The organism is Corynebacterium guaraldiae, assembly GCF_053480195.1.
The window spans coordinates 101456-122165 of the sequence record NZ_JBRBAU010000002.1; the positions used below are offsets into that span (position 1 = coordinate 101456).

Consider the following 20710-nt stretch of genomic DNA (forward strand, 5'->3'; position numbering starts at 1 on the left):
CTTCTAGACCAGCTCGTAGTCGTTGATCTCCAGCTTGTCGGTGAGCTCGTAGTACTCAGCAACGTTGCCGGACCAGTTGTTGATGACGCGGCCTTCCTCGTTCTTGTACCAAGAGGAGCAATCGGCGGAGAACGCAGATGCCTCGAGTTCCTTCTGGATGCGGGTGTTGAACTCGTCGATGACGTTCTTCTTCACGTCGAGGGCTGCCTCCGGGTTCTCGCGCAGGTAAGCAACAGCCTGGGAGATGTAGCGGTCCTGCGCCTCGAGCATGGCCACCACGGAGTGGTGGTTGAGGTTGGTGTTCGGGCCGTAGAGCATGAAGAAGTTCGGGAAGCCATCCACGGTCATGCCCAGGTAAGCCTCCGGGGAGTTGCCCCAGCGCTCGCGCAGGTCGATGCCGTCGCGGCCGGCAATCGGCAGGTCGCCCTGGAACTCCTGGGAGTGGAAGCCGGTGGCGTAGATGACAACGTCGAAGTCGTGCTCGACGCCGTCCTCGGTGCGGATGCCGGTTTCGGTGAACTTCTCGATGCCAGCGGTGACAAGCTCCACGTTGTCACGGTTGAAGGTGGGGTAGAAGTCATCGGAGCGCAGGATGCGCTTGCAGCCGAAAGCGAAGGTCGGGGTGAGCTTTTCCACCAGCTCCGGGTCGTTGACCTGGGAGCGCAGGTGCTCCATGGCCTGCTCGACACCCTCGGCGGCGGAGTCGGTGCCCTTGCGGGTGCGGTCGAAGCCCTCCTCGCGGACCTCGTGGATTTCCTGGCGGATGGCGCGGTAGGAATCCGGGTTCTCCTGGAATTCCTTGGTCTCCTCCTCGGTGAAGATGACCTGGTTGCGCGGCAGGATGTAGTTTGCGGAGCGCTGGAACACGGAGAGCTTCTCCGCTTCCTTGGCAACCTCCGGAACCAGCTGGACAGCGGAGGCCGCGTTGCCGATGACGGCAACCTTCTTGCCGTTCAGGTCGACGTCGTGGTTCCACTCGGCGGAGTGGAACTGCACGCCCTGGAATGCCTCGCGGTTCGGGAAGTTCGGGATCTTCGGCTTGGAGAGCTGGCCCCAGGCGCCGACGAAGACGCGGCCGTAGTAGGTCTCATCGTTGGCCTCGATCTCCCATGCCTTGAGGTCTTCCTTCCACTCGGCGTTGGTGATGCGGTGGTTGAACTTGATGTGGTCGTAGAGCTTGAACTCCTCGGCAAGAGCCTTGAGGTAGCCTTGCATCTCGTCCTGACCGGCGAACATGCGGGAAACGCCGAGGTTGAGGAAGTAGGAGTAGCAGTAGATCAGAGCCTGGGTATCGCAGGCAGCGCCCGGGTAGGTGTTGTCGCGCCAGACACCGCCGACCTCGTCGGCGGCTTCGAGGATGAGGAAGTCCTTCTGCTCGTCGCGGACCAGCTGGGCGCCCATGCCCAGTCCGCCGTAGCCGGTGCCGAGGATGATGCAATCGTAGATCTTCATGGTGTTGTGTCTCCTTTTTAGACGGTGGTGGTTCGGATTAGTTTGCGCGGATGGCTTCTGCCAGGACCTGGAGGCCGTCACGCAGGGTGGACTCGTTGATGACCAGGGGCGGAAGGAGGCGGATGACGTTGCCGTCGAGGCCACAGGTGAGGATGAGCACGCCCTGCTCGCGGCAGGTCTTGGCTACCTTGGCGGTGAGGTCGGCGTTTGGCTGGTTGTTGTCATCGACCAGCTCGATGGCGATCATGGCGCCGCGGCCGCGGACCTCAGCAACGGTGGTGAGCTCAAGTAGCGGCTCCAGCTCTTCGCGGATGATGGCCTCGATTTCGCGAGCGCGGGAGTTGAGGTCCAGCTCCTCCATTTCCTCGAAGGCTGCCAGGGAAGCAGCGCAGGCCACCGGGTTACCGGCATAGGTGCCACCCAGGGAGCCCGGGTCCGGTGCATCCATGATTTCGGCGCGGCCGGTCACAGCGGACAGTGGCATGCCGCCGCCCACTCCCTTGGCGGTGGTGATGAGGTCCGGGATGATGCCCTCGTCTTCACAGGCGAACCAGGAGCCGGTGCGGCAGATGCCGGCCTGGATCTCATCGGCGATGAAGACAACGCCGTTGTCGGTGCACCATTCCTGCAGTGCCGGGAGGAAGCCCTTGGCCGGCTCGACGAAGCCGCCCTCGCCCTGAACCGGCTCGATGATGACGGCGGCCAGTTCTTCGGTGCCGACGTACTGCTCGATGTAGCGCAGGGTGCGCGCTGCTGCTTGCTTGCCGTCGAGGCCGTCGCGCAGCGGGTAGGACATCGGCGCGCGGTAGATGTCAGCGGCCAGGGTGCCAAAGCCGGACTTGTACGGCTTGTTCTTGGCGGTCATGGTCATGGTCAGGTTGGTGCGGCCGTGGAAGGCACCGTCGAAAACCACGACGCGGTTCTTGCCTGTGTAGCGGCGAGCGATCTTGATGGCGTTCTCCACTGCCTCAGCACCGGTGGAGAAGAGGCAGGACTTCTTTTCGTGGGTGCCCGGGGTCAGCTCGTTGAGTTTCTTGGCTACCTGGACAAAGCCCTCGTAAGGAGCGTTGAGGAAGCAGGTGTGGGTGAGGTGGCTAGCAGCCTCGGCGACGGCTTTGGCAACGCGCTGGTTGGAGGCGCCGACGGAAGTCACGGCGATGCCGGATGCGAAGTCGACGATGGTGTTGCCGTCGACGTCGACAAGCACGCCACCGTCGCCGTCAGTGATGTAGGAGGGGTAGCCCGGGATGACGCCAGCGGCGACGTCTGCTTCACGGGCGGCATTCAGCTCCTGGCTGCGGGGGCCAGGGATTGCGGTGGAAACATTCCGCTCCTGGGGGAGGCGGTGCTTGAGATCCTGCATGCTGTCTGCTCCTTAATGCTCGGGATTTTTTATGACGTAGGTCATTCTGGCGGCTAAACTTCAGGAGGGCCACAGACGATCTGGTGAAAGAATGGTGAGAAATTGTCCACAGTGGATAAGGGGGTAGCAGCCGGGCTGGAAGAGGGAAGCGTGTCCCTCACCTGGTTGGCCAATCAACCCGATCTGGGGATAAAGATTCTGCACGATTGCAAGCGGTCCTTTTCCGTGATGCACCCGTGTGAACTGCGCGATCCGCGCGAATTTGTGGGATCCGGGGCCGTCATTTTGCTCACCGGCATGGCATTTGAAGGACGGCCTGAGGAACTGGAAGAGTACATCCGCAAGGTGGCCGAGGGTGGGGTGACGGGGGTGGGTTTCGGCGTTGGACTGGCCTTTGCCGAGGTTCCGCCCGGCATGCTGGAGGCCGCTCAGGAATGCAATATTTCGCTCTTCACGGTGGCGCGGCGCGTACCTTTCGTCTCGGTGCTCGCGCGTTTGCACGACGAGCTGCAGCGCCAGCGCGAGGAAGGGTTGGAGCGTTTCATCGCCCAGCAGGGTGCGCTCAACGACGCCGCCGTGGCCGGCCTCGATGCCCTCGTGGACAAGACCAGTCGCCTCCTAGGCGCGCATTCCTGTCTCGTCGATAAAGACGGGCGCGTCTTTGCGCAGTCGAGCTACCCGGGACTGCCCCCGGTGGATTGGGCGCCGGTGATCGCCGATACGCGCGCCCAGAACTTCTACGCCGCGCGCCGCGTGGGCGGGTGGAATGTCTTGGCCCAGCGCTTGGCCGACCACGGTGCGCGCTCCTTCGGGCTCTTGGCAGTGGCGCGTGATGGTTTCGGCGTGAACGAGCGCGCGCTACTCAAGCAGGCCGCGGGCCTAGCGGAGCTTAGCGTGAAGCGCCCACAAGAGCTGCGGCGCACACAGAATGAGCTCAACTCCATGGCTTTGGCCATTCAGCTGGGGTTGGACGAACCCGAAGATCCCATGCGGCGCATCTTCCACCTCGTGGGCGATGCGCAGGGGAGGGTACGGCCAGTCCTAGTGAAATCTGAAGGCGAGCGCGCCCATCAGCGCTTCATCCAGGCCCTGGATGCCCGCCTCCAAGACCACGGGCGTTTGCTCTTCGAGTACGCGCTGGATAAGTCCTCCAGCCTCCTGCTCTTTAGGGGAAGCCGAACGATGAAAAACCTGCAGGATTTGCTGCGCGATATTCGCGGGAGCAAGCGCATCGTCGTGGGCCAACCCATGCCGTGGGCCGAGCTGGGGGTGGGGATTGTCCACGAGCTGGAGTCTTTCGCTTTCGGGCTGCAGCCGGGGATGCTCGCGGGGCCGGAATCGCGCACCTTGAGCTGGACTAGGGATCCCCGGGTTAAAGGAGCGGTGCACAACCGCGCGAAGGAGACCTGGGGCAAGGTGCGTTCCTTTGACGCCGAGCACGGCACCGACTTGGCGGAAACACTGGAGGTTTACTTGCGCGCCGGCGGGCATGTAAGCCGCACCGCTGAGGAGCTGCATTCGCACCGCCACACCGTGCGCAAGCGCATCGCGGACTTGGAGGAATTATTGGAGGTTGATCTTAAGGATCCTCTCGTGGCAGCCGAGCTTCTCATCCTGGGCGTGAGCGTTCCGGACTGAATTCTTAAGAATCAAGGCTGAGCAAGAGCAGTTCCGCGCGGGTGACGGGATTGCTCAGGTCCACGCCGCAGAGTTGCTCGATCTTGTCCAAGCGGGCGCGCACCGTGTGGCGGTGAACGCCGAGCTCCGCGGCGGCGGTGGCCAAGTTGGCGTTGCCCACGAGGAAGGAACGCAGCGTGGCGCACAGCTCTGTGTTGTGCTGCGCATCGTGCTCGGCAAGAAGGCTGACCGTAGCCGCGCGCCGGGCAGCGAGGGCCTCGGGTACGCCGGGTTCTGCCAGCCAGGTAGGGGCAGCCGAATCGAAGGTCGCCACAGTACCGAGGGGCAGGCTGCGCGCGTGGCTCTGGAGAGAGGACAAGAGCGCCGGGGTCAACGCTTGCCATTGGATGCGCTGCAGGATGGACGTTCGGAGGTAGCGGGTGTGTTTACCGCTCAAGTTCGGGTGCGTGGTGCCCGGGGGAAGCGCGATAAGCGCCGAATCGTGCTCCGGGCGGATGAGGCTGAGGGGCTCGGCTTTTCCAATCTCGCTTAATGCCCGCGCGAGGCGGGAGGGTGATGGTGCCGTGAGGAACAGAACATCCACGAGGTCGTGGCTATCGACCGTATGGAAGGCCGCCTGTAAGGCAGGGGAGTCAACCCCGGCCAGTTGGGCGTCAAGCGCCAACGCCCCGAGGATCGTGTGCGCAGTGGTGTTGGGATGATCTAAGAGCAGGCTGGCCAGGCCCGCGAGGTGCCGGATGAGCGCGCGGGAGTAGGAATCGAACTTCTCTGCACGCGTTACCGCGATGGCCCAGCGCCGTCCCGCCGAGCCGAAGATGCTGGTGATGGTTGCGCCTGTGCTTGTCGACGTCCCCGTTCCGCGCCCCGTCTGCTCCGCGGCCTCCACCGCGGCGTCGGCCGCACTGAGCTGACCGCGATCGCTGCGGCTGACCACCGCTCCGGAGGAACTGGCCACCGCTACCGCGGCACCGAGTTCTTTGCTGGCTTGCATGACGAGCGCCCCGATGCTCGTGGCCGCGGCCTGGTTGAGGCGCTCCTGCTGGCGGTGGAGTGAAAAGTGCGCGTTGTTGTCCAAGCGGGCCTGTTCTTTAGCCACGGCCGTGGTGATGGATACAAAACGCGTGGCGCGCGGGACCTCAAAGAGGGTGAGATTGTGCTGGGAGCAGGCGCGGATAAGTTCTGTAGGAACCTCGCCGAAGGCCAGCCCAGTGCCGAAGCCGATGCCCTGCACGCCGGCCGCGGCGAGGGCCGCACCATAGCGTTCGAAGCCCTCCGGTTCCTCCTGGAAGGCAAGCCCCAACGTGAGCATGAGCGCGCCGGGGGAGGTGAACTCGCTGGGGTCCGCGAGCTCGGAAGCGTGGATGGTGTTGAATGTGGCGCTACCGGTGACGATGCTTCGCAGGTTCAATGAGCGCTGGTTGAGCAGCCAGCGGAAGGAAATCTCACGCATGGTGGACAGAGTACACAGTTAAGCGGAGAAAATTTATACACTGCGTCCATAGTGTGCAGTGGGTGGTGGAGACCACACTAAGGGGCACACTATTCATCCGAGCACAAAAGGAAGACCATGCAGGAACTTCAGTACCACATTGAGCAGTCCCGCCACCTGGGCCAGCAGGTCCCGGGCCCGAAGAGCGCCGCCCTGGATGAGCGTCGCAAGAACGCCCTCCCCGCGGGCATGGCGCCCTCGCTTCCGGGCTACGTAGTGGATGCGGATGGCGGCATTCTTGCCGACGCCGACGGCAACCGCTTCATCGACCTTGCCTCCGGCATCGCCGTGACCTCCGCTGGCGCTTCTAACCCGGCCGTCGTGGCCGCGGTCCAGGAGGCCGTCGCGCACTTCACCCACACCTCCTTCACCGTTTCTCCTTACGAGTCCTACGTGGCCGTGGCCGAAAAGCTCAACGAGGTCACCCCGGGTGACCATCCGAAGAAGACCGCGCTGTTCAACTCCGGCGCTGAGGCTGTCGAGAACGCAGTAAAGATTGCCCGCAACTACACCGGCAAGCGTGGTGTGGTGGTCATGGACCGCGCCTTCCACGGCCGCACCAACCTGACCATGGCGATGACCGCCAAGCAATCGCCCTACAAGAACGGCTTCGGTCCCTTCGCCCCGGAGATCTACCGCGCACCGATGTCCTACCCGCTGCGCGATGGTCTGAGTGGTGCCGAGGCAGCCAAGAAGACCATCACCATGATCGAGCAGGAAGTCGGCGCGACCAACCTGGCCTGCGTCGTTGCCGAGCCGATTCAGGGTGAGGGCGGATTCGTCGTTCCGGCCGAGGGCTACCTCGCAGCAATCCAGAAGTGGTGCAACGACAATGACGTCGTCTTCATCATCGACGAGATCCAGGCGGGCATGATGCGCACCGGTACCTGGTTCGCTTCCGACCACGAGGGCATCGTGCCGGACATGGTGACCATTGCGAAGGGCATTGCCTCCGGCATGCCGCTATCCGCAGTGACCGGCCGCGCGGAAATCATGGATACCCCGCAGCCTGGTGGCCTGGGCGGTACCTACACCGGTAACCCGGTGGCGTGCGCCGCTGCGCTGGCAACCTTTAAGGAGTTTGAGGAGAAGGACTTCGGTGCGCGCGCCCAGAACCTGGAGAAGGTCGCCCGCGAGGAGCTGGAGCCCATCCTGGGTGATGAGCGCGTCGCAGAGTTCCGCGGCCGCGGCGCCATGCTCGCACTCGAGTTCGTGACCGCTGAGGGCGAGCCGGACTCCGAGCTCGTGCACAAGATTGCTGACGGTGCCAAGGCCGAGGGCATCCTCCTGCTGACCTGCGGCCTGGACCACAATGTCATCCGCTTCCTGCCTTCCCTGGCTATCCCGGAGGACCTGTGGCGTGAGGCGCTGCAGGTCGTCGTCAAGCAGTTCAACGAATTCAAGTAAGGCGAATGCAGTTCTCACCCGGCGATGGCCGGGTGAGTTCACGTTTTAATAGCCATTTAGTAGTCATCGGAGAAGTCTTTGTCCAACAACATTTCTGTGCCGCAGAAGGATGAATCCACGAAGGAATTCAAGCCCGCGCTGTCCTTCGTGCAGGGCATCGCCCTCATCTTCGGCACCAACATCGGCGCTGGAGTTCTCTCCATTCCTTATGCCGCTCGCAACGGTGGATTCCTCGCGCTCGTCATCGCCCTGCTCGTGGCTGGCACGCTCACGACCATTTCCATGTTGTACGTGGCGGAGTCCGCCATGCGCACCAAGGCCACACTGCAAGTCTCGGGACTGGCCGAACACTACCTGGGGCAGTGGGGGCGGTGGCTGGTCTTCGTCGCCATCATCGTCAACGGTATCGGTGCGCTCATTGCCTATGCTGCCGGCTCCGGTGACTTGATCAACAACATTTTCGGCCTGCCGCCGCTTCTGGGCACGTTAATCTTCTTTGGGTTTGGCTCATGGGTGATGTACCGCGGTCTGCACACCACGGGTGCCACTGAGGGCGCCGTTACCGCCGGTATGGCCATCATCATCGCTGTCCTCTGTGGATGGACCATCCTGGGTCCAGGTATCAAGGTGGAAAACCTATTGGTTCTTCACCCCTTCTTCATCGTCCCGATTCTGAACCTGGCGGTGTTCTCCTTCCTGGCGCAGTATGTGGTTCCGGAGCTGGTCCAGGGCATGGACCCGGCCAAGCCGCAGGAGACCGCGCGTGCGATCGTCGTTGGCATGGTCATCACGGGCTTTACCCTGGCGCTGGTGCCTTTTGCAGCCCTCGGCCTTCTCGGCATGGAGGTCACCGAAGTGGTGACCATCGCCTGGGGTGAGGCACTTGGCCCGGTTGCCTACTATCTGGCCAACATCTTTGCCTTGGCGGCCATGCTGACGTCATTCTTGGCGATTGGTTTTACCACCATGCGCAACGTCCTCGACATCTTCCACTGGGAAGGCGTGAAGGGGCAGCGCATCATCGCGGTGGCGCTGACGGTGGTACCGCCACTGGTGATCTCGATTGCAGGCCTCGGTGGCTTCGTTGCGGCGCTGTCCTATGCGGGCGGCTTTGCGGGTGCCATCATGTCCGTCATCCCGGTGATGCTGCTGCACGCCTCCCGTAAGAAGGGCGACCGCGATCCCGGCTGGACCGTGGGCGGTCTTGCGCACCCGGCTATTCAGGCAACCATCATCGTGGTGTATTTCTTGGCTTTCATCTATTCGATCATTTCGATCGTCGGGCTGGTGCCGGCGGGTTGGGCTTAGTACAAGCGATTAGCCCTGAGAAAGGTACGAGATCGTAGACTCAGGCGAGCGATGTTCTTGAGCGGCGGTGGGCTACTGCGAAGTAGCCCACCGCCGCTCTTGTCGTTACCGGTAGATTTCGTTAGCTCTGCACAATCGGGGCGTACGTCCCCGAGGTTTCCCATAAGCGTTCAATACCGTGTTCACGTTTTCGTGCTTTGGATCAATCTTGTGCTGATGTGACTAGTTGAGAGTTTTTCGGCTCAGCGGTTGCCCTACTCTGCACGCGGCTTTCGCCTGGGGGATGTCCAGAACCGATGTTGCTATAGATGTGAGGATGGGAGCGCTTGAGCAGCTCGCCGCGAACAAAGCCAGCTACTCCACACAAGAGGATGATGGTTGGAATCACGAAAACCAAATACCACAGCTCGGCATCGCCAATGAGGTTCTCGAAGTTGGCCAAGATCAGCACGAACATTGTGCCGAACCCAATGATGGCGATAGTTGGCGCCACTTTTGTGACGAACACTGGGTAAAGCCCTTTGTGCTTCCTAAAATAGAAGTAAACCGAGACCGAAGTGGTTAGAAGCAAGAAGACGAGTCCGAAACCACCAGCGTTACTCATCCAAGAGAACACGATTGCTGATGGAAAGCTTTCGTCATATCCTGAGAGCTTTTGAGCAAGCAGTGCCGTGGCGATGGCAAACAAACCGAAGCAAGATTGGAAAAGCGATGCCGCAACAGGGGCACCATTTTCGCTAGTCGTGCCGAGGTTCTTCCAAATAACCTGTTCTCGCCCCAGCGCCATGAGGTAGCGGGAAATAGAATTGTGGAAGGCTGTAACGGCTGCGAAGAGGGAGGTGACCAAGAGAAGCTGAATTAGCGGAACGATGGACTCGTATCCCTGGCTGGCAATAAAGTTGAAGAACAGATCCGAACCAGATTCTTGCGCAGAATCAACTACCTGAGACTCTCCAGTGCTTTGGGCAATTGACCATGAAGAGAATCCATAAAAGCCGGAAATAATCAGAATTGATATAAGCGTCGCGTTTGGGATGGTTTTCTCCGGATTGATTGCCTCCTCAGAGTACATAGCACTGCTTTCAATTCCCATGAACCCGGCGATAGTGAACGCGAGGAGAGTTCCTGTGCCAGTTCCAATGAGCGCGGACGGAGATAAGGTGCCAATCGAGAGCCCATCTGCAGGGTTGCGGATTGCGAGAACACAGAAGAACACGATGGCACAAGACTCCAAGAAGAGAAGAACTCCTAGAATTCTCGAAGTGGCATCGGCAGATTTAATGCCTAGAAATGCCACTAGGCTTAAAGCTATGAGTGCCCACACCGCCCAGTGGATATAGGTGCCTACTATCGATTCAAATAAGCTAGATGCTGTGTATCCGAGAAGACAGTAAAGTGCGATCTGCATAGCAGTGTAAGAAACGATAGCCAGTGAAGAAGCTGCTAAACCGTGACTTTTCCCGAGGCCGGCGGAGACGTAGGAAAAGAATGCAGCAGTATTGGGTATCTCCTTGGCCATAGCGCAGAAGCCGACTGAAAAGAATGCCACGAGTGCTCCGCAAAGCAGGTAGCCGAGAGGAACTCCTGGCATTCCAGATGTGGCGTATGCTGCCGTTACTCCGGCGGAAACCACCGTTAAAGGTGCAGCTGCTGCAATTACTAGAAAGACAATGTTGTGCGTCTTGAGGGTACGAATCTTTTCGCTCATACGGCACCATCACTTGTAGCAGGGGAGAGACTTTCAAGCGCGGGGCTGTCTTCTTTGAAGTGAGCGGTATATGCCTTTCTTAGATACTCGATTTGTTCATCTGTGAACGTCTTTCGAATCTGTCCTTCCACGATTTCGGCGTATTCATCCTTGAAACCGGACTCTTCACCGGTCAGGCTTTCAAACACTGCAAGACCGCAGAAAGGAACGTAGTACTGGCAATAGCCGCCTTCTTGGACCACGACTAGATTTCCTTCAGAAAGGCTGTCTGCAGCAGCTGCAAGAGCCTGAGTCATGTTGTAGTAACCCGAGGTTGTTACCATCATGCGGCCTAGAGGGTCCATCATCGCGGCATCGTAGCCTGTACTAAGGATGATTAATTCTGGCTTGAATTCCTCGAGCGCTGGAATGACGATCTCATTAAGCGCGGTTTCATACACTAGGTCGCCACTTCCTGGAGGAAGGGGGATATTCAGGTTGAAATCCTTGCCTTTTCCGGAGCCTCGTTCTTCGACGAAACCACTGTCGACCGGGAAATTTCTATCTTGGTGGATGGATACTGTGAGAACACGGTTGTCTTCCCACCAGATGTCTTGGGTTCCGTTGCCATGGTGAACATCCCAATCTACGATTGCGACTCTTTCTAGACCGCGTTCCTCGAGAGCAAAAGACGCTGCAGCCGACGCGTTATTGAAAAGGCAGAAGCCTAAGCCACGGTTCCTCTCAGCATGGTGTCCCGGAGGATTAATCAAGGCATACCCACGGTCAACCTCTCCGTCTAGTACAGCTCGAGTCATTTCAATTGCGCCGCCAGCTGAGAGCTTCGCAATGTCTGCGCCTCCTTGTCCGAACGGTGATCCTCCATCTCCACAATCGCCACCTTTCGGTAGTTGAGACTGTTGGAGCATCGACTCGATGTGTTCTTTGGAGTGAATTCTTTCGAGTTGCTCCTTCGTCGCCGGCTTTGCCGAAAGATTGGTGAGGTGTTTGCGGAGCTGCGAGGCCTGCACTAATTCGTTTAGGCGTCGCTTTGGTTCCGGCGAAGAGAAGTGGCGGTTCACGGGTTGTAGGCCAAGGGCTGGGTTCGCCGGCGCATTGCCACCCGTGCCTGTGTCGTGCCATCCGTAGAGCGTGTCCCAGAGATAACCCACAGAGACTTTATCTTGCTTTTTGGTTGACATTTACAATCCTTCCTTTCGGCTGTGGTGTTGCAGACCATAGTACTTGTCGAGTGTGATTTGAGAGACTGTTTTCGCCTTAATTGCGGGGAAGGTTAATTTCTCTAAGGTGCCATTATGCTTTTTAATATTGGCAGTGGAGTCCGTTGTTTTTGAACTGCTGTTAGAGGTATTGGCTAATGGTGGTATAGCCATTTTGAATCGAATAAAGCTAACGGCTGCCTACCCCTTTGTGAGGGTGAATTGGTTGCGAGTTAGTCCATCTATCGTGCGTAAATATTTGTATACATGCAGGCTATCTCATGGAAGTGAAAGCTTTTGCAATGTTTTACTGGCGATATTTGCGGCAATATTGGCTCGCGGGAAGGATTGTTGGATTGTAATTTGTTATAGGAATTAATCCAACCTCGATGGATGCGTTCATTCCGTTTACGGGTGGACTCGTATTGAGTTTGATGAAACAGGTTTTACTTCAATTGGGGCGTACGAAAACCAAAAGGGTGTTGGATTATCCGTCGATAATCCAACACCCTTTTAGTGATCTATTTCGGGCTACTTCTCCACGTAGTAGAGCTGCTTGTTAACGAACTCATCCATGCCAAGCGGGCCGAGCTCGCGGCCAAAGCCGGAGCGCTTCACGCCACCGAATGGCATTTCTTCGCCTTCGCCAGCGGGGGTGTTCACGTTAGCCATGCCGCACTCGAGACGGCGGGAGACAGCGGCGGCGCGTTCGGGGTCCTGGGAGAACACGGTGCCGCCGAGGCCGTACTGGGTGTTATTAGCCAAATCGAGGGCTTCTTCGTCGCTGCTTACTTTGTAAACGGTCGCGACTGGGCCGAAGAACTCCTCGTAGTAGATATCGGAGCCAACCGGGATATCGGTGATGACAGCAGGGGAGACGTAAGCGCCTTCCGCAGAGAGCTCGCCACCAGCACGCAAGTTAGCACCGGCAGAAACGGCACGGTCCAGCTGGTCACGCAGCTTTTCAGCTGCCTCACGGGAGGACAGTGCAGAGTATGCGCCTTCGGGTTGGTTGTCCGGAGTGGACTTTACTGCAGCGTTGGCGAGGCGCTCGAGCTCAGCGACGAACTCGTCGTAGATGTCTTCCATGACAATCATGCGCTTGTTCGAGTTGCAGGCCTGGCCGGTGTTGTACATACGCGTGCCCCATGCCAGCTCCGCAGCTGCCTTGACGTCGTCAGTATCGAGCAGGACATACGGGTCAGAGCCGCCGAGCTCGAGAACAGCCTTCTTGAGGTTTTCGCCGGCCTGCGCGCCGATGATGGAGCCTGCGCGCTCAGAACCGGTAAGAGATACACCTTGGATGCGAGAGTCCGCGATGATGGTGGAAATCTGGTCGTGGGAAGCAAAGACGTTGTTGTACACGCCTTCAGGAACGCCAGCGTCATCCATGATCTTCTGAACGGCGAGGGCCGAGCGCGGACAGATTTCCGCATCCTTGAGAATGATGGTGTTGCCCAGCATCAGGTTGGGCGCCACGAAACGGGCGATCTGATAGTAGGGGAAATTCCACGGCATGATGCCGAGCAGTGGGCCGATAGGCAGGCGGCGGATGACTGCCGTGCCGTTGGAGGCAGTTGGGATCTCTTGGTCCTTGGTGAAGTCTGCGCCGTTATCGGCGTAGTACTTGATAATGGCGGAAGAGAACTCAGCTTCCTCGATGCCTTCGGAGTGGAACTTGCCCATCTCCTCGCCGGCGATCTGGGCTAGTTCTTCCTTGCGCTCCTCGAAGAGCTCGCTGACGCGGGTCATGATTTCTGCGCGCTCAGAGATGGGGCGTGCAGACCACTCTTTATAAGCCGCGGCAGATTTTGCCAGTGCTGCTTCGATCTCAGCGTCGGTAGCGGTATCGAAGGTTTCGACTACCTCATTGGTTACGGGGTTCTGTACGCGATAGGTGTTGGACATTGATTACTCCTTTTCTCGTGTGTAGTTAGACCAGCGGTTGCTGGTCGTCGTCGCGCGAGGAAATTCGCGTGAGGGTTTCGCCCTTGAAGAATCCTGGATGGGCAAAGCGAGTGAACAGCATGATGAATACGCCGAGCCCTAAGACAGCGACGCTCAAAATGAAGACCATGCCGATACCACCGATTTCAGACCCGGATCCGTAGGACGGATCCATGGAATCGAATGCAGTGATGAAGAACATCATGAGCAAGAATCCGCCGCCCACAGTGGGGAAGAGGAACTTGAACACGATGTTATGCATCGAGCTAAACAGTTCGGTTCGGAAGTACCAGATGCAGGCCACGGCCGTAATTCCATAGTAGAAACAGACCATGAGGCCCATCGTAGCGATGGTGTCCCATAGCGCGTTTTCCGAAATAAGGCGGGTTACCGCGTAGAACACGGCTGCTGCTGCAGCGGAAACAATGGTGGCCGTCGACGGTGTACGGAAGCGGGGGCTGATCTTTGCGAACACCGGCGGCAATGCGCGGTAGTAGCCCATGGCCAGCAAGGTGCGGGCGGGGCCCACCATCGTGGATTGCAGGGAGGCGAAGGAAGAGGACAGGACCGCGATATAGATCAGGATCGAGGCCTTACCCAAGACGGGCTCTGAAAGTGCCGCGAAAATCGATTCCTGGTTTTCTGGATTACCAGCGCCCAGGCCCGTGTCACCTGTGCCGGCCCAAGTGATGACTGCCAGCGCGGTGAGGATATACAGCGCGATGATGATGAGCACCGTGATCGTAGCTGCACGACCGGGCGTCTTTTCGGGGTTCTTTGTTTCCTCGTTCATCGTGAGGGTTACGTCCCATCCCCAGAACATGAAGATAGACAGTGAGATGCCCGCAGCAATGAGGGAAAAGCTACCGATGCCAACCGGGTTGAACCATTCGAGCGAAATCGGTGTGAAGTCGAATCCGCCGTTGTTATAGGCGTTGTGGATTGCGACGACGTCGAAAAGCACAATGGCAGCAATCTGAATCGCAACGAGTACATACTGCAGCTTTTGAGTTGAGTCGAGTCCGCGGTAAGAAATGTAGCCCGCGATAGCGATAAAGACGAAGGTAGTCGGGATATTAACCCACAGGTTCCGGGTCAGATCACTAATAGCCGGGTTATTGAAGAGCTGACCAAGAAGTAGGTAGAAGAAATCGACGGCCACCGCCGCCAGGTTTGATAGCACCAGAATCGTGGCGGTGATAAGCCCCCATCCTCCCATCCAGCCGGCCCACGGGCCGAAGGCCTTTGTAGCCCACGTGAAGGAAGTACCTGAATCAGGGACTGCGTTGTTGAGCTCGCGGTAGGCAAACGCTACAAGCAGCATGGGGATGAAGCCCAGCAACAGCACTGCCGGGACGTATTGACCCACAGCTGAAATCGTTGGGCCAATACCGGAGGTCAGCGTATAGGTAGGGGCGATGCAACTGACGCCAATGACGACTGCGCCAAGTAATCCGACGCGGCCCGTAGCTAGGCCTTTGTCCGACGCTGTCTCATTTACCGAGTGGGTGGTTGGCGTCGAAGGGGTCGTGGTGGTCATGTGTTGTCACCACCTTTCGATAGAAGATTGTTTTCTTCGCCGGCTTGCATGTAGCCGGCGGGCACAACAATCATGGGGACTGGGATCAAGCGGAGCATTCGAGACGCTGTTGAGCCTAAGAAGAGCCGTCCAGGAACGGCCATACGGGAGGAACCGACAACGGCGATTTCGCCGTCTTGCCAGCTCAACTTTTCTAGGGCTGTGCTGACGTCCTTGCCAGACGCCACCTCGGTGGTGGCGTGTCCGGCGTCAAGCATGTGTTGAGCGGAGTCAGCCAGTTTTCGGTTGGCATAAGCATTGAGCGCACTGGGCACGTCGGTTCCGAGCCCATGCATGTCAGACTCACCGCTTAGGACGAGCGAGACGAGGCGCAAGGGAATCTCACGGCGACGCGCACGATCAAGGCCGATCGCAATGACATCGGAGGTGCCACGGCGAGGGCCAAAGAAGGTCGTGACTCGAGTGATAGGGCCTGGGTAGGAGTATCCGCGCGGCGCGAGCGCGACAGGAACGGGGGCAGAGTGCAAGAGCGCATTGACCGCGGAACCCATCTGGAAACGTCCGAAGAGGCCGCCCTTCCGGGCACCAACGACGAGCAAGTCAGCACCAAGGGTCTCCGCAGTTTCGCAGAGCGCGGCAGCTTCGGAATCTCCCGTCACGATGCGTGCGGTTGCAGTGATTTCTTCAGGAACCTCCGCGAGAGCCTCCTCCAGCCATCCAGCGATTTGTTCCTCCACAATGGAGTCATAGCCACGGTCGTGCGGGTAAACGCCCGAGAAGGAGCTATGCGCGGGGGCTACCATAACGAGTTCGAGGTGCACGTTGCGCTCTTTTGAGAGAGCAATTCCTAAGCGCAACGCGTCTTTGCCGAAATCGGTAGCGACGTAGCCCACGAGGATGCAACCACTAGTGCTGCGGCGAGGGAAACTTGCGGGAGCCATGTTTAAGCCTTCGCTGCTTGCTCTGCGATAGCCAGTGCGGCGATCTCGCCCTGGCGTACTGCGCCGTCGACGTGCTGGTAACCTTCCGCAGCGATGTCGGAGCATGCGTAGTAGATGGGGCCGGTCGGCTGATTCTGGAGGTGCCCCCAGCGCGAGAGTCCACCGAGATCATAGGAGGTAGCGTAGGCACCACGCGTCCACTCTTCGGCTGCCATGTCAGACAAGTAGAAAGCGATGGGCTCTTTGGTCTTTGGGCCAAGGTAATCTGCCATGGCGTCGAGAATGCGTTCTTTGCGCTCTTCAGCCGGCAGGTGCCACATCTCCTCTGCATAAACGTCGGAGACAAAGCCCACGAGGGTGCCGTAGGTGTCTTCCTTATCTGCGGTCGATTCGGCAAAATTCTTGCCGTAATTGGTGTTGTCGTAAACCTCCTGAACGAGGCGACCGCCACCAAAGCCGGTGCCGGAGAGTCCTTCTTCGCGCCAGAACGGGGTGTCGTAGATGGCATGGACCTTGATAACCAGTCCCATGGAGATGTGCTGGTGCGCAATCTGCTGGTCGCGCGGCATCGGCGGGACGAAGGAGATGCGGTTGTACAGGTTTGGCGGAACAGCCAGAACGGCGAAACGGGCCTTTACAGTGACCTTCTCCGAAATGGCGGTAACGTTTCCAGCCTCGCCATTACCCGCGACACCATTGCGAACATCTGCCTTGATGTTGTTGAGTTCGTCCGCGGTAGATGCATCCGGCTCCGCCCAGTGAAGCTCGCGCACAGGAGTGCCGAGGTGGACATCGTCGCCCAAGCCCTTGGCAAGAGTTAAGGAAACGGACTGCATACCGCCGACGACGCGCTTATCCAGGATGAAGTCCTCATCGACAAGGTTGCTGAAGGAGCCTGCGGAGCAAGCCATGAGCACTGCTTGAAGAGTGGAGAACGTGTAGGAGGGCTTGGTCAGCATGCCGGACGCCACATAAATCGAAACGTTGTCGATGGCCTCAGTGTCGTCGGAAAGCTCCTCAAGCCAAGAGCGGAAAGAGATGGAGTCTAGCTCTTTGGCGCGCGGGTGGGACCAAGGGTTTGCGGGGTCCATTTCCGCTGCGAGTTCATCCATGATCTTGATGAGGCGGTCCATCTCAGCAATGGTCTTCTCATCGGCTGGGAATACAGTGCCTTCGTACTCGTGGCGGGTGCCATCAGGGGAGACGTAGATCGACTTGCCCTCGCGGTAGCGGGAGAAAGTTTCGAGGCCGAGTTCATCAACGAGCTCGATGAGGCGGGTCTGGTCGGGGGAGATCCACTGGCCTCCGAGCTCTACGAAGTGCTCGACTCCCTGTGCATCCTTGACCTTGCCGTTCCAGGTACGGCCGCCGACGCGCTCGCGAGCTTCGAGGACGGCTACGCTCAGGCCCTTCTTCTTTAGGGTATGTGCGGCCATGAGGCCAGCGGGGCCGGCGCCGATAACGACGACATCGCGCTCGATAACGGGATTGTCTGGATTGACGAGTGAAGTCATGAAGGTGTCTCCGTTCCTATGGGACGATGAAGGGGCAGGTGTGGCAAAATGAACATCATTCATTTTGTGTCTCGTATCACTGTACAGAAGGAACGTAACGTGAGACAAGGTTTTGAAGCTGTGAGTTCACATCGGTCTAAAGGTCGTCCCCATAAAGCGCTGGTTACGCGCGAAAAAATCGCTAAGGCTGCGCTCACCATTGTGGGGGAAGAAGGATATGAAAAACTCACAATGGCGCGCATTGCCCGCCGTCTAAACGTGGGAACCAGCGCTTTATACAACCACGTTTCGGGGAAAGATGATTTGCTCGCGTTGATCGAAGATGCAGTCATGGAGCAAGTGGAATGCAGTTCCTTGTATGCCGCATTGGAGGCCACCCCGACACTCTCACCCCGCGATGCACTCATACGTTGGGCAACGTCCTACCGCGATGTCTGCGCACGGCATGTTCCGCTCGTGCGGATTATTGCGTTGACACCTATTTCTGGAGCACCTCGTACGGTTGAAATGTACGAAGTGCTAGCCCGAGTTTTGAAGCTGACTGGTCTTCCAAGCTCGGCCATCATGCCACGCATCGTGGCGTTGGAATCTTTCATTTATGGCAGTGCTTACGACGTCCACGCCCCCGAAGACATCTTTGACCTTCCGGTGGATAGTGAGGCGCGCGCACCGGCACTGGCCGATGCGCGCGGTGCTTTTTCACCGGACGCCTCCATGGCAGAGAGTCAGGATCAGAGGAATCCCTACGCCGACGAGCCGTTCCGCTTAGGCCTTGAAGCCCTCCTGTCAGATCTCCCCGACGAGAAGAATAGCTAGCTCCTCCAAGGCTCAATGCCCGCGCGCTTCCAGGCCTCCAAGAACTGGGTGGTCTCGGCCTCATCGGTGATGGACACGCGCACGCCTTCGTCGAGGTAGCGGCGGATGACCACGCCTTCATCGAGCATCTTCGTTTCCACCTCCGCGGCATCCGCGCGCGGCAGCCACACGAAATTGCCGTAGGACTTCTCAGCCCCCAGCTCCGCGCAGACGCGGTCGCGCTGTGCTTTGGTGATCTCGACGGCGTCGGCAAGCTCGTCGTGGCGCTTGAGCACCTCCACGGCGGCGGTTTCCGCCATGGCAGTCACCGTCAGCGGCAGGGAGAGCAGCCGCAACGCGTTGATGATCTCTTCGCCTGCCACCGCGTAGCCCACGCGCATGCCGGCCAAACCCCACGCCTTGGAGAAGGTGCGCACGCCGAGCAGGTTGAGGTAGCGCTGGTATTCCTCCACTGAATCCGGGGTATCGGGGGCGTCGTTGTATTCCCAATAGGCTTCATCCAACAGCACGACGACATCCTTGGGCACCCGGTCCATGAAGGCGCGGAATTCACCGCGGGTAATCACGGTGCCCGTCGGGTTATTGGGGTTGCACAAGATGATGAGCTTGGTCTTCTCCGTTAGCGCCTCGAGTACTGCTTCCAGATCGACGCGGTAATCCTCCGTGAGTGGGACCAGAACCGGCTCCGCGCCGGCCATGCGCACGTACAGGGGATAGGCCTCAAAGCTGCGCCAGGGCACGATGACCTCATCGCCGGTGTGGCAGGACGCCAAGATGGTGGCCTGCAGGATGGGCGTGGAGCCCGCGGAGACGAAGATATTATCCGCCGGCACGCCCAAGTAGTTGCACAGTGCATTGGTGAGCTCCAGGCTGCCGGGCTGTTGGTAGCGGTTGGTGGTGCGGGCGGCGTCGGCAACCGCGGCGATGATGTCCTCAGCTGGCGGGAAGGGGACCTCATTGGATGAGAGCTTGAGCGCGTTGGGGAAGTCCTTGCCCACCTTGTACTCGGGGAAGCTCGAGAGATCATTGCGAAGCATAATCACGTCCTTTCTAAATCATGTCCCAGATGGTCACGGCCATAATCAGCAGGCCCATGCCGAAGACGAAGTAGTTCCACGGGTCATTGCGGAAGTGCTTGTACACGTCCAACTTCTTGAACATGTACACCGGAACCAGGTAAACGATGAACGCCACGAAGACACCGGAGACCACGGAAATCATGGAAATAATGGAGGGGTTGAAGATCGCCACGAGCGTGGTGCACACGAAGGCGATGACATAAATGATGTTGAGCAGCGTGCGGTGCGAGACCTTCTCCGCCAGCTGTGGAGCGGCGTTCTTCAGCAGGTACTCCGTGCCCTCTTCTGTGCCGAGCATGTGGCCGAAGTAGGAAGACACGATGGCGCAGATGACCACGATGGGGGCCATGTAGGCCATGAACGGCGTGCCGGTGACGTTGGCGAAGTAGGAGAGCACCGGGATGTTTTGCTCGAGAGCCTCATTCATGCCGTCGGCGCCGAGCGCGAGGACACAGGACCAGACGAAGAACATGGTGAAGACCACGAGCAGGATGGAGGTGTAGAACTCCGTGCGGGAGACGCGCTTTTCGGTCTTCTCGCCGTACTGCGGCTGCATATCGAGGGCGAATTGCGACAGCGCTGCCATGTGGGAGAAGGAGAAGACCAGCACCGGCAGGATGAGGAAAATTCCCTTGAAAATGCCGCCGTAGCCATCCGAGCCGTCATCAAAGTGAAGGAAGCTTTGCAGGTCCCAGCGCGGGATGAGGTAAATGGAGGTGATTGCCAGCGCAATAATCAGCGGGTACACCAGCACCTGGGCCAGCCAAATCATGGGCTTGCGGCCGATGGCGAAGGCGCCGGTCATGACGCCGACGCAGAGCATGGCCAGTAGCCACCGGTCGAGCGAAGGCCCGCCCAGCTGGTTGACGATGAAGCTATCCACCGCGTTGGTGATGGAGACACCGTAAATCAGGACGGTGGAAAAGACCGTGATCCAATACAGCACCGCGAAGGCGATTCCTTGGCCCTTGCCCAGGTACTGCGAGACCAGCTCGAGGATGTCCTTGCCGTGGTCCTCTTTGGGTGCGCCCGCGACGATGCGCGCGTAGGTGCGGTGTGAGAAATACACCAGCGGGAAAATGAAGACCGTGGCGAAGACCAGCGGCCAGAACCCGAAACCACCGGCGTTGAGCGGCAGGAAGAGGATGCCGGCACCCACGGCGGTACCGAAGAGCGTAATGATCCACGATGCGGTGGAGGCGGCGGGGCGCTGCTTGGCGACGACCCCATCGCCCACAATGTGCTCGCCCTCCTTCAGCTCAGTGGTGGGTGGCGTGGTTGTTGGGGGAGTGTTGGTAGAGCTCATGAT

General features: G+C 59.0%; 15 protein-coding genes. 4 read left to right on the plus strand and 11 right to left on the minus strand.

What is annotated here, in order from left to right:
- Positions 1-3: 3 nt before the first annotated feature.
- Both ACUY3D_RS02045 and gabT (ACUY3D_RS02050) read right to left on the minus strand, forming a co-directional pair.
- Entirely contained in the window at positions 4-1452 is a 1449-nt protein-coding gene (locus ACUY3D_RS02045; protein ID WP_448240244.1) for a flavin-containing monooxygenase, read from the minus strand.
- Between the two features lie 37 nt (positions 1453-1489).
- Entirely contained in the window at positions 1490-2815 is a 1326-nt protein-coding gene (gene gabT, locus ACUY3D_RS02050) for a 4-aminobutyrate--2-oxoglutarate transaminase (RefSeq protein WP_070530915.1), read from the minus strand.
- Between the two features lie 111 nt (positions 2816-2926).
- Between gabT (ACUY3D_RS02050) and ACUY3D_RS02055 the strand changes: the two genes are divergently transcribed.
- Positions 2927-4453 (plus strand): helix-turn-helix domain-containing protein, encoded by a 1527-nt coding sequence (locus ACUY3D_RS02055; RefSeq protein ID WP_232748451.1) that lies wholly within the window; start codon positions 2927-2929, stop codon positions 4451-4453.
- Between the two features lie 4 nt (positions 4454-4457).
- Here the strand turns inward: ACUY3D_RS02055 and ACUY3D_RS02060 are convergent, their stop codons facing one another.
- Entirely contained in the window at positions 4458-5903 is a 1446-nt protein-coding gene (locus ACUY3D_RS02060; RefSeq protein WP_448240245.1) for a PucR family transcriptional regulator, read from the minus strand.
- A gap of 117 nt (positions 5904-6020) precedes the next feature.
- On the opposite strand from ACUY3D_RS02060, the gene gabT (ACUY3D_RS02065) reads away from it, so the two are divergent.
- Both gabT (ACUY3D_RS02065) and ACUY3D_RS02070 read left to right on the plus strand, forming a co-directional pair.
- Positions 6021-7349 carry a 4-aminobutyrate--2-oxoglutarate transaminase gene (gene gabT / locus ACUY3D_RS02065; RefSeq protein ID WP_070530911.1) on the plus strand — a complete coding sequence of 443 codons (1329 nt, stop codon included), beginning with the start codon at positions 6021-6023 and terminating at the stop codon, positions 7347-7349.
- 78 nt (positions 7350-7427) lie between these two features.
- Positions 7428-8657, plus strand: coding sequence for an aromatic amino acid transport family protein (locus ACUY3D_RS02070; RefSeq protein ID WP_070530909.1), 1230 nt, complete (start codon positions 7428-7430; stop codon positions 8655-8657).
- Positions 8658-8859: 202 nt separating this feature from the next.
- Here ACUY3D_RS02070 and ACUY3D_RS02075 read toward each other — a convergent pair whose 3' ends face one another.
- The 6 genes from ACUY3D_RS02075 to ACUY3D_RS02100 form a co-directional block, all read right to left on the minus strand.
- Positions 8860-10365, minus strand: coding sequence for an APC family permease (locus ACUY3D_RS02075; protein ID WP_070530906.1), 1506 nt, complete (start codon positions 10363-10365; stop codon positions 8860-8862).
- Positions 10362-11546, minus strand: coding sequence for a histone deacetylase-like amidohydrolase (locus ACUY3D_RS02080; RefSeq protein WP_070523333.1), 1185 nt, complete (start codon positions 11544-11546; stop codon positions 10362-10364). Before ACUY3D_RS02080 ends, ACUY3D_RS02075 begins: the two co-directional genes overlap by 4 nt.
- Before the next feature lie 549 nt (positions 11547-12095).
- The gene (locus tag ACUY3D_RS02085) at positions 12096-13472 is read right to left on the minus strand and encodes an NAD-dependent succinate-semialdehyde dehydrogenase (RefSeq protein ID WP_070530901.1); all 1377 of its coding nucleotides are present in this window, start codon (positions 13470-13472) and stop codon (positions 12096-12098) included.
- A 25-nt stretch (positions 13473-13497) separates the two neighbouring features.
- The gene (locus tag ACUY3D_RS02090; RefSeq protein WP_070523326.1) at positions 13498-15051 is read right to left on the minus strand and encodes an APC family permease; all 1554 of its coding nucleotides are present in this window, start codon (positions 15049-15051) and stop codon (positions 13498-13500) included.
- On the minus strand, positions 15048-15992 hold the full coding sequence (locus ACUY3D_RS02095; RefSeq protein ID WP_448240246.1) for a universal stress protein: 945 nt from the start codon (positions 15990-15992) through the stop codon (positions 15048-15050). Before ACUY3D_RS02095 ends, ACUY3D_RS02090 begins: the two co-directional genes overlap by 4 nt.
- Before the next feature lie 2 nt (positions 15993-15994).
- Entirely contained in the window at positions 15995-17506 is a 1512-nt protein-coding gene (locus ACUY3D_RS02100; protein ID WP_070523320.1) for a flavin monoamine oxidase family protein, read from the minus strand.
- Between the two features lie 48 nt (positions 17507-17554).
- On the opposite strand from ACUY3D_RS02100, the gene ACUY3D_RS02105 reads away from it, so the two are divergent.
- Positions 17555-18322: a TetR/AcrR family transcriptional regulator gene (locus ACUY3D_RS02105; protein ID WP_448240247.1), complete on the plus strand. Its 768-nt coding sequence runs from the start codon at positions 17555-17557 to the stop codon at positions 18320-18322.
- Here ACUY3D_RS02105 and ACUY3D_RS02110 read toward each other — a convergent pair.
- Together ACUY3D_RS02110 and ACUY3D_RS02115 are read right to left on the minus strand one after the other, a co-directional pair.
- Entirely contained in the window at positions 18319-19359 is a 1041-nt protein-coding gene (locus ACUY3D_RS02110; RefSeq protein WP_144675463.1) for a histidinol-phosphate transaminase, read from the minus strand. The two genes, ACUY3D_RS02105 and ACUY3D_RS02110, sit on opposite strands and share 4 nt — an antisense overlap.
- A gap of 13 nt (positions 19360-19372) precedes the next feature.
- Entirely contained in the window at positions 19373-20707 is a 1335-nt protein-coding gene (locus ACUY3D_RS02115; protein ID WP_448240248.1) for an aromatic amino acid transport family protein, read from the minus strand.
- Between the last annotated feature and the right edge of the window lie 3 nt (positions 20708-20710).